Origin of the sequence: Devosia sp. XK-2, from assembly GCF_037113415.1 — a bacterium.
Lineage (GTDB): Bacteria > Pseudomonadota > Alphaproteobacteria > Rhizobiales > Devosiaceae > Devosia.
In genome coordinates this window covers 307,877-323,486 of sequence record NZ_CP146608.1, presented here as the reverse complement: position 1 = coordinate 323,486, position 15,610 = coordinate 307,877, and the positions used below count along the sequence as shown (strand labels likewise).

Here is a 15,610-nt window from a genome sequence, read left to right as displayed (position 1 = left end):
TGGGGTGGAGGTGTCGCGGCTGCGATACGCATCGGCACCTGTCCGAAGCGCTGACACCCCCACCCTAGTTTCGCTAGCGTGCTGCGCACCCAGCTTCACTACCCTCCCCTCAAGGGGGAGGGTGATAAGGAGCCGAGCGTCCAGGAAGTCAGGGCGTCCCCTCACATATCGAAAAACACGGTTTCCTTGTCGCCCTGCAGATGGATGTCGAGCCTATAGGTCGACCCGTCACGCCGGGCGATCAGCGTCTCGCGGCGGCGCTTGTCCATGATTTTGTTGAGCACGAAATCGGTGGCATTGGCCTCGGCTTCGTCCTCGAAATAGAGCCGGGTCTGCAGGCCGATATTAATGCCGCGAGCCACGATCCAGAGCGCGATATGCGGCGCCATGGGCTTGCCATCGGGGCCGGGCACGGGGCCGGGTTTGATGGTTTCAAACACGGCCTCGCCGGCTTCGCTCAGCGCCTGGCGCCCCCAGCCGGTAAAGGCCGGGACAGCATTGGAACCGGGGGCGGTGGCAACGGCGAAATTGCCGCCGGCATCGGCCTGCCAGATTTCCACCACGCCGTCGGCAAGGGGGACGCCAGCGCCATCGAAAACGCGGATCACGACATCGATCCGCTCGCCTTGGACCGCGCCATTGATCATGGTCTTACCCAGATCGGCCTGGATCACCCCGGTAATGCCGCAGAAATTGGGCGTCATGCCGATATGGACATAGGGCCCAGCAGTCTGGGACGGCGTTTCCTTCAGGGTCGGGGTGGGATGCAGCATCAGTTCCCCTCCAGCTTGTTTTCAAACATGGTCGAGCGGCGCCCGCGCAGCACGATATCGAAGCGATAGCACAGGGCATCCATGGGGGTGGTATTGAGGCGGTCGAGCCGGGCAATGAGCTGGTCGATGGCGGCCTTGTCGGGAATGGTCGAGACGATAGGACACTGCCAGATCATCGGGTCGCCCTCGAAATACATCTGGGTGATCAGGCGCTGCGCAAAGGCATGGCCGAAGACCGAGAAATGAATATGGGCCGGACGCCAGTCATTGCCATTATTGGGCCAGGGATAGGCGCCGGGCTTGATGGTGCGGAAGTGGTAAAAGCCGTTTTCATCGGTAATCGAGCGCCCAAAGCCACCAAAATTGGGATCGAGCGCCGCCAGATAGCCTTCCTTTTTGTGACGATAGCGGCCGCCGGCATTGGCCTGCCAATATTCGACCAGCGTATTGGGCACGGGGCGGGCATTTTCGTCCAGCACCTGACCATAAACAATCATCCGCTGGCCGATGGCGTCGGTGCCATCCTGGCTGAAATTGCGGATCAGATCATTATCGAGCGGGCCCAGCTTTTCGTGGCCGAAGGTGGGGCCGGTCATTTCCGACCTGGTGGGCCCCAGAGCCAGCAGGCTATGCCTGGGCGCGCGGAAGGTAGTGGATTTATATCCGGGCGTATCAGCGGGTGGATGCCAGTCGCGGTCGCGCTGGAACAACATGCCGTCGGCGCCGGGCAGAATGATACCGCTCATTGCGCTGCCTCCTGGCGTTTGGCCAATTCGTGTTTGGCAATCTTATAGGCGCTGTTGGCCGCCGGCACACCGGCATAGACCGCCACATGGAGCAACAGTTCCCTGATATCCTCTTGGCTGGCACCGGTATTGACCGTAGCGCGAACATGCATGGCGAATTCCTCCTCATGCCCCAGCCCGGCCAGCAGGGCCAGGGTGATCATCGACCGTTCCCGCTTGCTCAGCCCCGGCCGTGACCAGACCGAGCCCCAGGCGCCCTCCGTAATGAAGGTCTGGAAAGCGTCATCGAACCCGGTCGTTGACGCATTGGCCTTGTCGACATGACCGTCACCCAGTACCGCGCGTCGGGTCGCCATGCCGCGATCGAACAATGACGTCTCAGCCATGGTCGGCCTCCTTAAGAAAATTCTGGATCAATCCGGCCAATTGGCCCGGCTGTTCAATGGACGGGATGTGGCCGGCGCCATGTAGAATTTCGAGATGAGAGCCGGGAATGGCGGTGCAATTGCGCACCAGCTCGACCGGCGCGGCCTGATCGGCGTCTCCGGCAACGACCAGGGTCGGCGCGCGAATCTGGCCGATTTCGGCGCTAAGATCGGTGTCGCGCAAGGTCGCGCAGGTTCGCGCATAGCCCTGGGGATCGGTGCGCAGGAAGAGGTTGCGCCAGCCGGCCAGTTCGTCCGGGCGAGCAGCGCGGAATGCGGGGCTGAACCAGCGCTCCATGACGGGATCGGCCAGGGGAACCATGCCCCTGCTGCCCACCACAGCGATCCGGTCGGCCCACATGGCGGCATCCCCCATGCGCGGGGCAGTGCAGCACAGCACCAGGCCGGCGACCCGCTCAGGTGCGCGCAGCGCCAAACCCTGGGCGATCAGCCCACCTATGGAGACGCCGACAAAAACCGCCCGGGCGATACCGGCGTGATCGAGCAGGCCGGCCAGGTCTGCCATATGGTCGTCGAGGCCATAATCGCCCTCCGGCGCATCGCTGAGCCCATGCCCGCGCTTGTCATAGGAGAGGCAAAGATAGCGGGTGCTGAAGGCCTCGATCACCGCATCCCAGATACGCGCATCGGTGCCGAGGGAATTGATGAAGACCAAGGCCGGCGCGCCGGCCGGCCCCGCCAGACGGTAATGCAGCAAGGTTCCGTTGATACGAACAAAAGACATGGCTTCCTCTTGGCGCTGATTTAAGGGACTGCCAAGACGCCTGTAAAATGATATGTCCGTCTCAACCCATAACTTCAGGATTATCGCTCAGGAAAGATAGCCCGACATTTTGGGATCAAAACCGCAATTGGCATAACCGGGAATGTAATGTCACAGCGCATCATCGACCCTCGAATCCGCCTCCGGCACATTGCCTGCTTTCTGGAAGTGGCCCGGCTCCGCTCCATGGCCGGCGCAGCCGATGCGCTCAATATCAGCCAGCCGGCAGCCACCAAGACCATTCAGGAGCTGGAGGCTCTGCTGGGCGGGCAATTGTTCGACCGCAGCCGGCGTCGCCTGGTGCTGACCGCCTTCGGCGAGGTGTTTTTCCGCTATGCCTCGACCAGCATTGCCGCGCTGCGCCAGGGAATAGACGCCGCCCGCGGCACCCATGACACCGCCATGGTCCGGGTGGGGGCGCTGCCGACCGTATCGGCCCGCATGCTGCCCCATGCGGTGCAGGCCTTTACCAGGGAGAATGCGGGCATCACCACGCGCATCATTACCGGCCCAAACGGTTTTTTGCTGTCCCTGCTTCGCACGGGCGATGTGGACCTGGTCATTGGCCGCATGGCCGAGCCAAATGCCATGGTGGGGCTGAGCTTTGAACATCTCTATTCCGAGCGCGTGGTGCTGGCCGTGCGCCCCGGGCACCCGGTTCTGAACGAACCCGAATTCAACCTGCGGCTGATCGAAGATTATCAAACGCTGATGCCGACCCCCGATTCGGTGATCAGGCCCGTGGTCGAGCGCATTCTGCTCGCCCATGGCGTCACCCGCCTGCGCGACGAGATCGAGACGGTTTCCAACGCCTTTGGCCGCTCTTATGTGCGCCAGACCGACGCCATCTGGATCATTTCCGAAGGCGTGGTCGCCGACGATATGGCCGATGGTTCGCTGACGACATTGCCGGTGGATATGGATGAAACATTGGGACCGGTGGGCTTTACCACCCGCACCGACACCCCCACATCGCTGGCCACTGCCGGCCTGATGCAGTCGGTGCGCAAGGTGGCCGAAGGCCTCCGATTGGCCGGCCACTAAGGCATTTGGAGCGAAAGCGGCAAGGATTTTGCGGCTCAAAAGCGCGGCAAAAAGGCCCTAGCGCTGCCGCATGCGCTCGCGCAGCCGAGCGGGCGGCAAGCCGAACATGCGGCTGATAAAGCGCGAAAAATAGCCCGGATCGTCATAGCCGAGTTCGGCGCCGATCTGCTTGATCGAGAGCGTCGAAAACAAGAGGTGGCGCCGCGCCTCATTGGCCAGGCGTTGTTCGATCACCGCCAGTGCCGAACATCCCAACCGTTCGCGACACAGGCGGTTGAGATGGGTATGGCTGATGCCCACGGCATCTGCATATTCGGTCACGCGCCGGGACTGCCGATAGCGTTGTTCGACTAGGTCGCGAAAACGCGTCATCAATTGCGCGCCGCGCCCGCTGTCTCCGGCCGGGGCGGCGTCGGGCCCCGCGCGTCGCAAGGCAATCATCAACAGCGTCAGGTGCGCGCGCATGGCCACATCGTGCCCCGGCCCGGGCCGGTCCGCCTCGGCGATCAGCCGGCCGAGCGCAGCGGCAACCTCCTCGCTATCGCGCGGCATCACCCCGGCATCGGGCCTGGGCAGGCCCAGCCCGACAATATCGCGCTCCATCAATGTCACCACGACCCCGCGCACATCGGTGCTGAAGACGTAGCCATGCACCGCGCCCGCCGGCACCAGCACCACATTGCCGGGCAGAAGCTCATGGACATCCCCGTCCAGGGTCATCTCGGCCAGCCCATCGGTGAGATGGAGCAGTTGAAAGAACTGCTCATGGCGATGCGGCGCTATGCGATAATCGTGCAGACGGCTGCGGGCCTGAATGGTTTCCCAATGCAGCCAGTCCTGCCGGGCCTCACCGTCGGTTTCGCCATAAAGAGCGTAAGTGGGGATCGAGTTCACGTTCAGATAGTACAACAGTTTGCCTTCTCTGTCCATTCACACGGCGGGCCACCGGGCGCAAGATGGCGGTAAATGGAGGAGCTAATGCGCACGCAAATCGCCATTATCGGCGCGGGGCCGGCTGGCCTGATGCTGGGCCGCCTGCTGGATCTGGCGGGAATCGACAACGTCATTCTCGAACGCAAGAGCGCCGATTATGTGCTCGGGCGCATTCGCGCGGGCGTGCTCGAACAGGGCTCGGTGGACCTGATGGAACGGGCCCAGGTGGCTGAGCGGTTGAAGGCGGAAGGCCTGGTCCATCACGGCACCGACTTGTCATTCGACGGGGACAGGTTGCGGATCGACTTTACCGGCCTTGTGGGCCGCCAGGTCACCGTCTACGGGCAGACCGAGGTGACGCGCGACCTGATGGCGGCCCGGCAGGGCCAGGTCATCTATGAGGCCGAGGATGTGGCGCTGCACGATTTCGACGGCAAGCCCTGGGTCAGCTGGGTCAAGAACGGCACGACCCATCGGCTCGACTGCGACTACATTGCCGGTTGCGACGGCTATCACGGGATCAGCCGGGCCAGCGTGCCGGCCGATGCGCTGACCACGTTCGAACGCATCTATCCCTTTGGCTGGCTTGGCGTTCTCGTCGACAAGCCGCCGGTAGCGCATGAATTGATCTATGCCCATCACGAGCGCGGTTTCGCCCTGTGCTCGCAACGCTCGATGACGCGCAGCCGATATTATGTGCAGGTGCCGACCGAGGAGAAGGTCGAGAACTGGAGCGATGAGCGCTTCTGGGACGAGTTGCGCCAGCGGCTCAATGCGGAAACTGCCGAGGCGCTGCAGACCGGCCCCTCGATCGAAAAATCCATCGCGCCGCTCAGAAGTTTCGTGGCCGAGCCCTTGCGTTTCGACCGGCTGTTCCTGGCAGGCGACGCGGCCCATATTGTGCCGCCGACAGGGGCAAAGGGGCTGAACCTGGCTATGAGCGATGTGGGCATGCTGGCCGATGCCTTTATCGAGCTTTATGCCGAAAAATCGGTGGCAGGCATCGACAATTATTCCCTGCGCGCACTCTCCCGCATCTGGAAGGCCGAGCGGTTTAGCTGGTGGATGACCAGCCTCTTGCACACCTTCCCTGAAACGGGCCCGTTCGGACGGCGCATTCAGCGCGCGGAATTTGACTATCTGGGCAGTTCGCGCGCCGCCCAGCAGGTGCTTGCCGAAAATTATGTGGGGCTGCCGAGCTAGAGCGTGTCCGATTTGATCGGAATCGGCGTTTCCTGCGCCTCCCTCCCCCTTGAGGGGAGGGAAAGAGGGTGGGGGTGGCCTTGCGGGCGACGATGGACCCTACCCCCAGCCCCTCCCTTCAAGGGCGAGGGGAGCCGCCAGCCTCTCGTTTCGATCAGAAACTGACAGAGCTCAGGAGCATCCCGCCCTCTCCCCAAAAACAGCAAGGGCCCGGCCAGCAAGCTGGCCGGGCCCTTGTTTATGTTCAGATCGTCTAATTTACATCTCGGCGGCGACAGCGGCCTTGGCGGCATCATATAGCGCGCGGCCATCGATGCCCTGGGCTTCCATGTCGGCGAACCACTTTTCGATGGTCGGCTGGGCCGCATCGATCCAGCGCTGGGTTTCGGTTTCGTCGAGCTGGACGACATTGTTGCCGGCATTGACCGCGATGGAGAGGCCGGTGGCATCGCCATTGTCCATGACGCGACCGAACTGACGGGAAATCTCGAGGCCGGAATTGGCATCGATGATGGCCTTCAGATCGTCGGGCAGGTTGTTATAGCTGTCCATGTTCATCACGAAGCCGAAGGTCTGGGTATAAAGACCGTTCTGGCTGGTAAAGCCGGTATGGTTCTTGACCAGTTCAGCCACGCGCAGCGATGGTGTCACTTCCCAGGGAATGGTAGTGGCGTCGATCACGCCTTTGGACAGGGCCTCAGTCACCTGCGGCACGGGCATGCCGACCGGCTCGGCGCCGAGATTGGCCAACATGTCCGAAATGATGCGCGAGCCGCCACGCACCTTCATGCCCTTGAGGTCTTCCAGGCTGGTGATCGGGTTCTTGGAATGGAACAGACCCGGACCATGGGTGTGCAGGGCAATGACGTGAACACCGGCAAACTCTTCGGCGGAATTGGCCATGACGTAATTGTAGAAAGCAGCCGAGCCGGCTTCGCCATTCGGGGTCATGAAGGGCAGCTCGAACACTTCCGATTTAGGGAAGCGGCCGGGTGTGTAGCCGAGCACGGTCCAGATAATGTCGACCACGCCGTCCTTGGCCTGGTCATAGAGCTCCGGCGGCGCGCCGCCCAGCTGCATGGCCGGATAAAGTTCGAATTTGATGCGACCGTCGGACTCCTCGGAGACCTTCTGCGCCCAGGGCTCGATGGCCTGGGCAGGAATGGTGGCCTGGGCCGGCAGCATCTGGTGAATACGCAGGGTCACTTCCTGCGCCAAGGCGCTTGTCGACATGGCGGCCGCCGCCAGCGCGGTTGCCAGTACCAAACTGAGCTTCATTTTAGTCCTCCCTAAGCGACATAATTGTCGTATTTGAATCCATCGTGCAGGACCCGCAATTGCCGCGCTAGGCCATCATGGCCGATAGCCCACGTCAATCACGGCACGACCACCGTTGAGGCGTGACACGCAGGAGCACATTTTGTGCCCTTCTGCCTTTTCCTCTGCACCCAGAAAAACGTCACGATGGTCAATTTCCGAACCAGCTTCCAGCACCGAGACGGCGCAGAGGCCGCACTCGCCGCGCTGGCAGTCATAGATCATGTCGACGCCGGCCCCGACCAGCGCCTCGAGCAGGGTCTGATCGGGGGGCACCGAGACCGAGATATCGCGATTGAGCACGTCTACGGTGAAGGTCTGCTCGGCGAACAGGCCACTGTCACCAAAAACCTCATAGCGCAGGCGGCTGATCGGCCGGCCGGCTGCAGCCCAGGCGGCCTTGGCCGCTTCGAGCATGCCGATCGGGCCGCAAAGATAGCATTCGGCATCGGCCGGAAGCGCCGCGAATTCAGCATCGAGATCGATATGCTGGCCTTGCGAATTGTCGCACAGGGTCAGCCGGTCGCCCAGATGGTCGTGCAATTCATCGACAAAGGCCATAAGCCCACGGGACCGGGCGGCATAGACCATGCGCAGCGAGGCGCCACGCGCGGCCAGGGCGCGCGCCATGCCGTAAATGGGGGTAATGCCTATGCCACCGGCCAGCAGCAGATAATGGCCGGCCCGCCAATTCAGCTCGAACCGGTTTTCGGGCAATGTCAGGCGAACCGCCTGGCCCTGCTCCAACCCCCACATGAAGCGCGAGCCGCCGCGGCTCTGGGGATGCAGCTTGACCGCCACCGCGATATGGCCGGACGCCGCCGGCAAGACGGTATAGGTCCGGTTCGTGGTTCCGCCATTGATCGACACCCGGAAATTGCTGTGCGACCCCGGATCAAAGGACGGCACCTGCCCCTCCACTGCGAAGTCGATGCGCCGCACATCCTCGGCGACCTGTCTGATCGCGGCAACCTTGGCATCGCGCCATTCCACTCGGTTCCGCATGGCCTAGCCCACCACCAGAGAGAGCGCCGGAACGCGGCCGATCAGGCTGCGGTCGTGATCCAGAACATGTTCGAGATTTTGCCGCGCCAGCCTGGCATGTTCCCGCGCCAGCGCCTCGGCGCGGGACCCTTCACGTTGCTCGATGGCATCTACCATGGCGTGGTGTTGCGCCTGGGCGCCGTAAAGCGAACGGCGAAAGGCGGGCACATCGGACTGTTTCTCAAGAAAAGCGCTGGGCGAGGCGAAGGGCATGCTGGTGATCCGTTCGATCTCGCGCCGGATGGTGCGGCTTGCCAGGCCCCATAGCACTTCGTGAAAGCGGGCATTGAGTTCGACATAGCGGTCAAAATCCATGTCCCCGACATTGCCCCGCAGAGCCAGGTCGAGGGCCTGGAGCAGGCCGTGCAGTTCCCGCATATCCGAGGCGTCGACCCCGCGTTCGGCGGCAAGACGCAGCGCTGTGCCCTCCAGAACACCGCGCAATTCTATCGCATCGATGACATCTTCGCGGCCGAAGCTGCGCACGGCATAGCCGCCCGAGGGGATGACCTCGACCAGGCCTTCCTGGCCCAATTGCGCGAGCGCGGCCCGCAGGGGCGTGCGCGAAATGCCCAGCCGCTCGGACAACGTCACCTCCGAAAGGCGCACGCCCGCCCCGATTTCGCCCGAGACGATCAGGTCACGCACGCCCATCAGGGCACGCTGGGATTGCCGGGCGCGTTCCGAGGTCCCGATCATTCTGCGGCCTCCAGCATGGCGGTTTCCTCGGCGACCATGCGGTCGATCAGGCGCCGTGCCCACATCGAGCCGGCATCTATGTTCAGATTGTAGATGACATGGTCTGGATTGGCGTCGATGGCCTTCTGCTGGGCTTCCAGAATGCGCTCATCTTCGCGGAAGATGGACGAAACGCCTTCGCGCAGATCGTGGGTGCGGGCCTGTTCGTCGATCTTGTAATTGCGGGCAAAGGCCCAGAAATAGTGGCAGGTCTTGTCCGTCTCGGGCGTCATGGTGTTAAGCACGAAGCCATTGACACCCTGGCTCCGGTCGCCCTGGGGGGCGCCGGTGCCGGTCAGGGCCACGCCCACATCGATGGCAATGGTGGAGGGCGCCTGGAAATTGATGATCTGCCAGCGATCCACATTGCCGGGCTTTCCAAGCTGACCGCGCCAGAAAGGCGGCGCATCGATATCGATCATCCAACGGGTAATGGTGGCCGTGGTGTCGCTGTGGGTGGCTTCAAAGGGTGCTTCGGCCACCGCGCGATTGCCGATGGAAGAGCCATGGACATAGGTTTCGTGCGTCAGATCCATAAGGTTGTCGACGACGAGCCGATAGTCGCAATTGGCGTGGATATATTTGCCATCCGCGGCCCATTGCGGATCATCATTCCAATGCAGATCGGGGACCAGTGCCGGATCGGCCAATGCAGGATCGCCCATCCAGACCCAGATGAAACGGTGACGCTCGACCAGCGGATAGGATTTCACGCAAGCCGATGGATTGATGGTGTCTTGCGACGGCATGTATACACAACGGCCGGAATCGTCGAATTCCAGACCGTGATAACCGCAGATCACATTGTCCCCATGGAGCTCGCCCATGGACAGCGGCAGGAGCCGGTGCCAGCAGGCATCGGCCAGAGCCACGGCCGTTCCATCCTGCTTTCTATACAGGACAACCGGCTTGTTGCAGATGGTGCGCGGGAAAAGCGCACGCTTGACCTCCACATCCCAGGCAGCGGCGTACCAGGCATTCATGGGAAAGGCTGGCGCAGACATCGTTCTCTCCTCCTCCGTCCTTTGATGCACCAGAATGAACCACGTTGTATACAATTTGCAAGCACCAATTGCGGCGCTCGATACTTGTACGGGCCGGCGAACCGGCCCGTTTGACGCTAATAGAGCATCCAGACCAGCCATAGCGTGATGGGCGGAAAGGCGACCAGGATGGCGGTGCGGATCATGTCGCTGGCCACGAATGGCAGGACCCCGCGATAGGTTTGCGACAGGCGCGTGTCGCGCGCCATGGAATTGATGATGAACAGGTTCATCCCCACCGGTGGAGTGATCAGACCAACCTCGACCACGATCAGCACGATAATGCCGAACCAGATGCCGAACTCGTCCGGGGTCAGGCCGAAATCGAGCGCCGACATCATGGGATAGATGATCGGCACGGTCAGCAGGATCATGGACAGGGAGTCCATGACGCAGCCCATGACCAGATAGAAGATCAGGACCAGCACCATGACCACCCATGGGTTAAAGCCCTGCTCACCCACCCAGGCGGCCATGACCTGCGGCACCTGTGACAACGCCAGGAAGCCATTGAGCGCCGCCGCGCCCAGCACGATCAGAAAGATCATGGCGGTGGATGCGGCCGTGGCCAGGCAGGCATCCAGCACCGCCTTGCGATTGAGGCTGCGCGCTGCCAGGGCAATGGCGAAAGTGCCCGCCGCGCCCACTGCCGCCGCCTCGGTGGGGGTGAATATGCCGGCATAGATGCCACCGATGACCAGGAGGAAAACCACCAGCACCGGCCAGGTCTTGGCCAGTTCACGGAAACGCTCGCTATAGGGCAGGCGCTCGCGAACGCCACCCGAGCCGGGCACCATGCGCACATAGAGCATGATGACGATAATGTATCCAATTGCCGCCAGGATGCCGGGCACAAAGGCGCCCATGAACAATTTGGCGATGTTCTGCTCGGTCAGGACGGCAAAAAGCACCAGAATAATCGACGGCGGGATCAGAATACCCAGCGTACCGCCGGCCGCCACCGTGCCGGTGGAGAGGGCGCCGGAATAGCCGTACTTTTTCAGTTCGGGCAGAGCCACCTGCCCCATTGTGGCGGCTGTTGCCAGCGAGGAGCCGCAAATGGCGCCAAAGCCGGCGCTGGCGCCGATGGCAGCCATGGCCACCCCGCCCTTGCGATGCCCCAGCCAGGCCGCCGCGGCATTGAACAAGCCCGCCGACAAGCCGCCCAGGGTGGCGAACTGTCCCATGAGCAGGAAAAGCGGCACCACCGAGAGCGAATAGGAGGCATAGGTCGAATAGGTCAGGTTCTTGAACTGGGCGGAGACGGGATTGAAGCTGCCCGTGACCAGCCAACTGCCGAAAATGCCGACACCGAGCATGGCGATGCCGATGGGCACGCGGAGAAAGATGAGAATAAGAACGGCCGGCAGGCCGAGAAAGCCGAGCGTCAGGGCGGTCATATTTCAGCCCCCGCCTGCCGGGCTTCGGATTCGCCCCGAACAGCATGGCCCAGGGAGCGCCCCAGCACATAGACCGCCACGATGACCAGAACCACCGCGCCGATGAAACCCAGGACATAGGCCCAGCTCAGCGGAAAGCGCAGCAGAAGCGTGGTTTCCTTATAGGCGAATTTGTCCATCATGCCGAAATAGAGACGCCAGGCGATAAACGCTGCGGCCGCCAGCATCATGATGTCGGTAATGACCAGGATCCATCTGTTGACGGCGGCGCCGAAGCTGTCGGTCACCAGGGAGACCAGCGCATGACTGCGGGTCAGATGCGCCCATGGCATGAAGGCGAAGACCGCAAAACCCATGCCGATCGACACCAATTCGTAATCGCCCGTTATGGGCCGCAGGCCCGCTGACAGCAAGGCGCGGCCAATAACGCTGATCACGATCATGCCGACCATGGCCATCAGAACCAGACCGCCGGCGATGGCCAGTGACCTTGCCAGCCCCACCACAAAGCGTCCCAATAAGGACTCGTCTCTAAACACGCAGGCCTCCCCTACCTATAGCGGCGATTTAAGGCGTAGAGCCATTGCAAGTAAAATGACAAATGCCGGTCGCCTCATAACTTCCAAATTATACAATTCCGCGATTTGCCCGCAAAAACCAGCCGAAATCCCCCGTGACCAATAACCGTAACGCATGAATCGGGACGCATGGGAGCGTCCGGCGCCATCTTTGCACGGCCAGAGAGCCCCTATATGAACAGCCTGCTTGTCTTCCCCACCAATGCCGGTAGGCTTGCATAGTGATGACACCACGCAAGACAGATATGGCCGAACCATCAAACGCCGACATGCGCACAGACGCCACGACATCGATTGTCGGCTATCGGCTGCGTCGCGCGCAGCTCCGGGTTTTTCAGAAGTTTCTTGCGGTTTTCGAGGCCCTGAAATTGCGGCCGGCCGAATATTCCGTGCTGGTGCTGATCGATGACAATCCGGGCCGCAAGCAGACCGAGATTGCCGAAGTGCTAGGCATCAAGCGCGCCAATTTCGTCACCCTGGTGCACGGGCTGGAGGAGCGGGGCCTGGTGGAGCGCATTCCCTCGCTTGAGGACAAGCGGGCCAATGCCCTGCATTTGACGACAGCGGGGCAGCGGTTTCTGGCAGATGCCCAGGCCCGGCATGCGGCTTTGGAGGCAGAGATTGTCGACCGCCTTGGCGGGACAGAGGCCCGTGCACAATTGCTGGCGCTGCTCGACCGGCTCATCTAGGGCGTTTCATCGTTTCGATGAAGCGCCGAAACGGCTCTTGCCGCCTAGGTTCTCGCATTTCCGGCCCTCGGGTCGAGGCCCGAGGCGCAGAACCGTGGCCGCTTTCGCTGGAAACGCTTACAGCGGCGGCGCGCCCAACCTGACCGAACCGGCATCGCAGGGGCTGCGCTGGCAAACCCCAGCGCAGCCCCTGCCCCCATGGCCCGCCGCTCTTGTTATTCTATTGTCACGTTTCCAGACCTCAGGCCGGCGCCCGAGGCGCAGGACCATTGCCGTCCGTGCCAGAAACGATTTAGCAACTGATCTGCACCTCGCCATAGCCGGCCAGCCAGGCCGCATTGGCCGAGCGAACGGTCAGCGTACAATTGGTGCCGTCCAGATTGACGGATCGGCCGACATAGGCCGAGTCCCCGTTCGCAAAAGAAATCTTTTGCTGACCAACCTCTGTCACAGCCACCCAGCTACTGGTGCCGCAAACCGGAAAGATATCGCCGGCCGCCACCAGGAAGGGGCTGTTCTGCGACACACAATTGTCCGGGGTCTTGGAGGTCGTGGGCTGCGGCGCCGGCGCGGGCGCAGGCTCCGGCTCAGGGGCCACAACGACGGCCGGCCCAACCAGGCCATTGAGCTGATATTCTTCCAATCTCGATAGCCGCTGCTCGAGCGCGTCGACGGTGCGTTCGGGCGTGGCCGACAGGTCGGCCAGGTCCTTTGCCAGCTTTTCCTCCAGGCCGACCAGACGGGTTTCGAGCGCCTTGAGCGTGGCATTGACCTCCGTCATGGACGTCGCGGTGGTCATATATTGCCGGCCATAGAGCTCCAGGCTCAATTTCAGCTGCGCGATTTCGGCGGCCGATTTCTGTTGGCTGTCTTGCGTTTCAACATAGAGCCATGCCGCCGCGCCAATGGCGACAATGGCGAGCAGGCTGGTCGCAAGCAAAGGGAGGGGGGAACGCCCTGATTCTTGCACGGCTAAGCCTCCGAGCAAGGCTTTGGTCCGCCTTGCGCGGGCGCGACAGGCGAGAGTTCGAGATTATGGTCCCGGCGCCGTTCGGCAGCTCGCATTTGCATTTCTTCCCTTTCTTGGGAGGTCCTGGCGTTGTGTGTGGACGACATCCGGTCGCCCCCGCGCCGTTGCTGGCGCGAGGGCGATCCTCGCTGGGAGGTATTAATAAACGTAGATCGTCACGCGGTTGAAGCTGCTCGCGACCGCAAAGGCATTGCGCGGGCTATAGCCGGCCCGGCTCAGAGCCGAGGAGATGGCAGGCGCGGTCATGAGCGAGGTCTGCAGGACACCCAGCTTGGGATGGCTGGACAGGGTCGCTGCCAACTGGCGCCGCTGGGGATCGCACAGCTTGATCGGGAACACCTGTACGTCGCCGGCACCATGCCAGTTCGACACTTCCCTGCTGGTCACCGGCGTGCGGTTGAACAGGGCGAGCGCCGCCTGAGGATCGGCACCAACGCAGCGCAGGGCGCCGGCATTGGCGGCAGAAGACGAGCCGCCGGAGCCGCCACCGCCGCCGGGAGCGCCTGGGCCACCAGGACCGCCCGGACCACCGGGGCCGCCAGGACCACCCGGGCCACCCGGTCCGCCGGGGCCGCCCGGACCACCATTGGTGCCGCAATTGAGAAGGCAGACGTCTGCATCGATCAGGCCCGAACTGCCACCGACGCCGACGCTGGCGGTGGCAGTGCCGCCGAGCAGGCTAGCGTTCGCATCGACCAGGCCCGAGCTGCCGCCGACACCGACGCTGGCATTGGCGGTGTCACCGAGCAGGCCGGCATCAACGCCAAGCAGCCCGCTGTCGCCGCCGCTGCTGACATTGGCATTGGCCAGGCCGCCGACATTGGCATCAAGCACATTGCCGCCGCCGCCGCCCAGACCAACATTGACAAGACCGCTGTCGCCGGCATCGCCCGAGCCGACCGTTATCAATGCGCCGCTGTCGCTTCCTCCTATGAGCCCCAAAAGAGATTGCGCCGACGCGGGGGGCGCCAACATCAAGGCAGTGACCAAAGCCCCTGCGAGTATTGGGAGAGTCGGTTTCATTGTCTGGCCTCCAGTTGACCTTTTACTTTTACGCGGAGGCACATCCATTGATTAAAGCCGGCAATTGGCTTTGAGAATCTGCGCCACCGAAAACAAGGCTAGGTGTCGATGGCAGCGGGTCACCAGTAACAAACGGTATCGTCGGGGTTCACAGCGGCCGTAGGGGGGATGGCCGGAGGCCGTTTCGGGCACCATCCCCCCAGGCTGCAAGCGACCTGGACGCTTGGCCTGGATGTCGGATTGCCGGGCGCGCTATTGGGCCCTCAAAGGGTGGCCTCACCGTCCTCGCGATCAAGCCAATAGGAGCGGAGCTTGTTCCGGACCGTGCGCAGCGACACGCCAAGCATCCTGGCCGTTCGGGTCCTGTTTCCACCGCAGTGCCGCAGGGTCTGCAGGATAACGTGCCGCTCGATATCCTGCAGGGTCTGGCCGACCAGGCTTTTGGCTGCGTTACTCGCCCTGACCGGCATGTCTGCCTGAGCCTGGCCGCTGAAATGGCCCATGATATGGTCAATGAGCCGGTCGTCGCTGGCCGTGATAATGGTTGTATCGCAGGCGCCCGCGGTCTCGATAAAAACAAGCTGCCCGGTTTGTTCGTCCACGGCCACCATGGCCTTGCCGCCAATCAGCAAGCGCGGCGTATTATCGGCTTCAACAAGGACAAAATCGGGCGCATCGCCAGGAAAAGCGGGATCTTCAAACAGATGCACCAGCTCGGAGCGGAGCTGGGAAAGCCGGACACGTTGCAGCGACAGGGGCGGCGCCGGGCTACGTATCTGCTTGCCGAAAGTGGGCGCCCGCTGCCTGAATGCCGGAGCCGCATTGGCCGGGCGACGCCCA

Annotated in this window: 16 protein-coding genes and 1 pseudogene; 3 read left to right on the top strand and 14 right to left on the bottom strand. The window is 62.5% G+C overall.

The annotated features are described in order from the left end of the window. Window positions 1–161 precede the first annotated feature (161 nt). From pcaG to pcaD, 4 genes are read right to left on the bottom strand one after another with little or no spacing between them, the layout of a single operon-like run. Window positions 162–773 (bottom strand): protocatechuate 3,4-dioxygenase subunit alpha, encoded by a 612-nt coding sequence (pcaG, locus tag V8Z65_RS01545; protein ID WP_338722086.1) that lies wholly within the window; start codon window positions 771–773, stop codon window positions 162–164. Beyond that, window positions 773–1,519, bottom strand: coding sequence for a protocatechuate 3,4-dioxygenase subunit beta (gene pcaH, locus V8Z65_RS01540; RefSeq protein ID WP_338722085.1), 747 nt, complete (start codon window positions 1,517–1,519; stop codon window positions 773–775). Before pcaH ends, pcaG begins: the two co-directional genes overlap by 1 nt. Beyond that, on the bottom strand, window positions 1,516–1,905 hold the full coding sequence (pcaC, locus tag V8Z65_RS01535; protein WP_338722084.1) for a 4-carboxymuconolactone decarboxylase: 390 nt from the start codon (window positions 1,903–1,905) through the stop codon (window positions 1,516–1,518). The genes pcaH and pcaC overlap by 4 nt, the downstream gene beginning before the upstream one ends. Beyond that, window positions 1,898–2,689 carry a 3-oxoadipate enol-lactonase gene (gene pcaD / locus V8Z65_RS01530; RefSeq protein ID WP_338722083.1) on the bottom strand — a complete coding sequence of 264 codons (792 nt, stop codon included), beginning with the start codon at window positions 2,687–2,689 and terminating at the stop codon, window positions 1,898–1,900. The genes pcaC and pcaD overlap by 8 nt, the downstream gene beginning before the upstream one ends. A 147-nt stretch (window positions 2,690–2,836) precedes the next feature. Here pcaD and pcaQ point away from each other — a divergent pair, with 147 nt between their 5' ends. Beyond that, window positions 2,837–3,772, top strand: coding sequence for a pca operon transcription factor PcaQ (pcaQ, locus tag V8Z65_RS01525; RefSeq protein ID WP_338722082.1), 936 nt, complete (start codon window positions 2,837–2,839; stop codon window positions 3,770–3,772). A gap of 57 nt (window positions 3,773–3,829) precedes the next feature. Here the strand turns inward: pcaQ and V8Z65_RS01520 are convergent, their stop codons facing one another. Then, complete coding sequence (locus V8Z65_RS01520) at window positions 3,830–4,681, bottom strand: helix-turn-helix domain-containing protein (protein ID WP_338722081.1); 852 nt, start codon at window positions 4,679–4,681, stop codon at window positions 3,830–3,832. Between the two features lie 69 nt (window positions 4,682–4,750). Between V8Z65_RS01520 and pobA the strand changes: the two genes are divergently transcribed. Continuing rightward, complete coding sequence (gene pobA, locus V8Z65_RS01515; RefSeq protein ID WP_338722080.1) at window positions 4,751–5,908, top strand: 4-hydroxybenzoate 3-monooxygenase; 1,158 nt, start codon at window positions 4,751–4,753, stop codon at window positions 5,906–5,908. A 258-nt stretch (window positions 5,909–6,166) separates the two neighbouring features. On the opposite strand, the gene V8Z65_RS01510 is transcribed toward pobA, so the two are convergent. The 6 genes from V8Z65_RS01510 to V8Z65_RS01485 all read right to left on the bottom strand — a co-directional run bounded on the left by V8Z65_RS01510 (window position 6,167) and on the right by V8Z65_RS01485 (window position 11,989). Beyond that, window positions 6,167–7,186: a TRAP transporter substrate-binding protein gene (locus tag V8Z65_RS01510; protein ID WP_338722079.1), complete on the bottom strand. Its 1,020-nt coding sequence runs from the start codon at window positions 7,184–7,186 to the stop codon at window positions 6,167–6,169. Window positions 7,187–7,261: 75 nt separating this feature from the next. Continuing rightward, a complete protein-coding gene (locus V8Z65_RS01505; RefSeq protein WP_338722077.1) occupies window positions 7,262–8,230 on the bottom strand; it encodes a PDR/VanB family oxidoreductase in 969 nt (322 codons plus the stop codon). Window positions 8,231–8,233: 3 nt separating this feature from the next. Beyond that, entirely contained in the window at window positions 8,234–8,968 is a 735-nt protein-coding gene (locus tag V8Z65_RS01500; RefSeq protein ID WP_338722075.1) for a GntR family transcriptional regulator, read from the bottom strand. After that, window positions 8,965–10,011 (bottom strand): aromatic ring-hydroxylating dioxygenase subunit alpha, encoded by a 1,047-nt coding sequence (locus V8Z65_RS01495; RefSeq protein ID WP_338722073.1) that lies wholly within the window; start codon window positions 10,009–10,011, stop codon window positions 8,965–8,967. The genes V8Z65_RS01500 and V8Z65_RS01495 overlap by 4 nt, the downstream gene beginning before the upstream one ends. A 116-nt stretch (window positions 10,012–10,127) precedes the next feature. Then, complete coding sequence (locus V8Z65_RS01490) at window positions 10,128–11,450, bottom strand: TRAP transporter large permease (protein WP_338722072.1); 1,323 nt, start codon at window positions 11,448–11,450, stop codon at window positions 10,128–10,130. Beyond that, the gene (locus V8Z65_RS01485) at window positions 11,447–11,989 is read right to left on the bottom strand and encodes a TRAP transporter small permease (protein WP_338722071.1); all 543 of its coding nucleotides are present in this window, start codon (window positions 11,987–11,989) and stop codon (window positions 11,447–11,449) included. Before V8Z65_RS01485 ends, V8Z65_RS01490 begins: the two co-directional genes overlap by 4 nt. A gap of 284 nt (window positions 11,990–12,273) precedes the next feature. Between V8Z65_RS01485 and V8Z65_RS01480 the strand changes: the two genes are divergently transcribed. Beyond that, on the top strand, window positions 12,274–12,717 hold the full coding sequence (locus tag V8Z65_RS01480) for a MarR family transcriptional regulator (RefSeq protein WP_338722070.1): 444 nt from the start codon (window positions 12,274–12,276) through the stop codon (window positions 12,715–12,717). 292 nt (window positions 12,718–13,009) lie between these two features. Here the strand turns inward: V8Z65_RS01480 and V8Z65_RS01475 are convergent, their stop codons facing one another. The 3 genes and pseudogenes from V8Z65_RS01475 to V8Z65_RS01465 all read right to left on the bottom strand — a co-directional run. Next, window positions 13,010–13,657: a hypothetical protein gene (locus tag V8Z65_RS01475; RefSeq protein ID WP_338722069.1), complete on the bottom strand. Its 648-nt coding sequence runs from the start codon at window positions 13,655–13,657 to the stop codon at window positions 13,010–13,012. Between the two features lie 228 nt (window positions 13,658–13,885). Further along, window positions 13,886–14,656 carry a hypothetical protein gene (locus tag V8Z65_RS01470; protein WP_338722067.1) on the bottom strand — a complete coding sequence of 257 codons (771 nt, stop codon included), beginning with the start codon at window positions 14,654–14,656 and terminating at the stop codon, window positions 13,886–13,888. Window positions 14,657–15,078: 422 nt separating this feature from the next. Then, window positions 15,079–15,213: pseudogene (locus V8Z65_RS01465) on the bottom strand (helix-turn-helix domain-containing protein); the annotation flags it as partial. Window positions 15,214–15,610 lie beyond the last annotated feature (397 nt).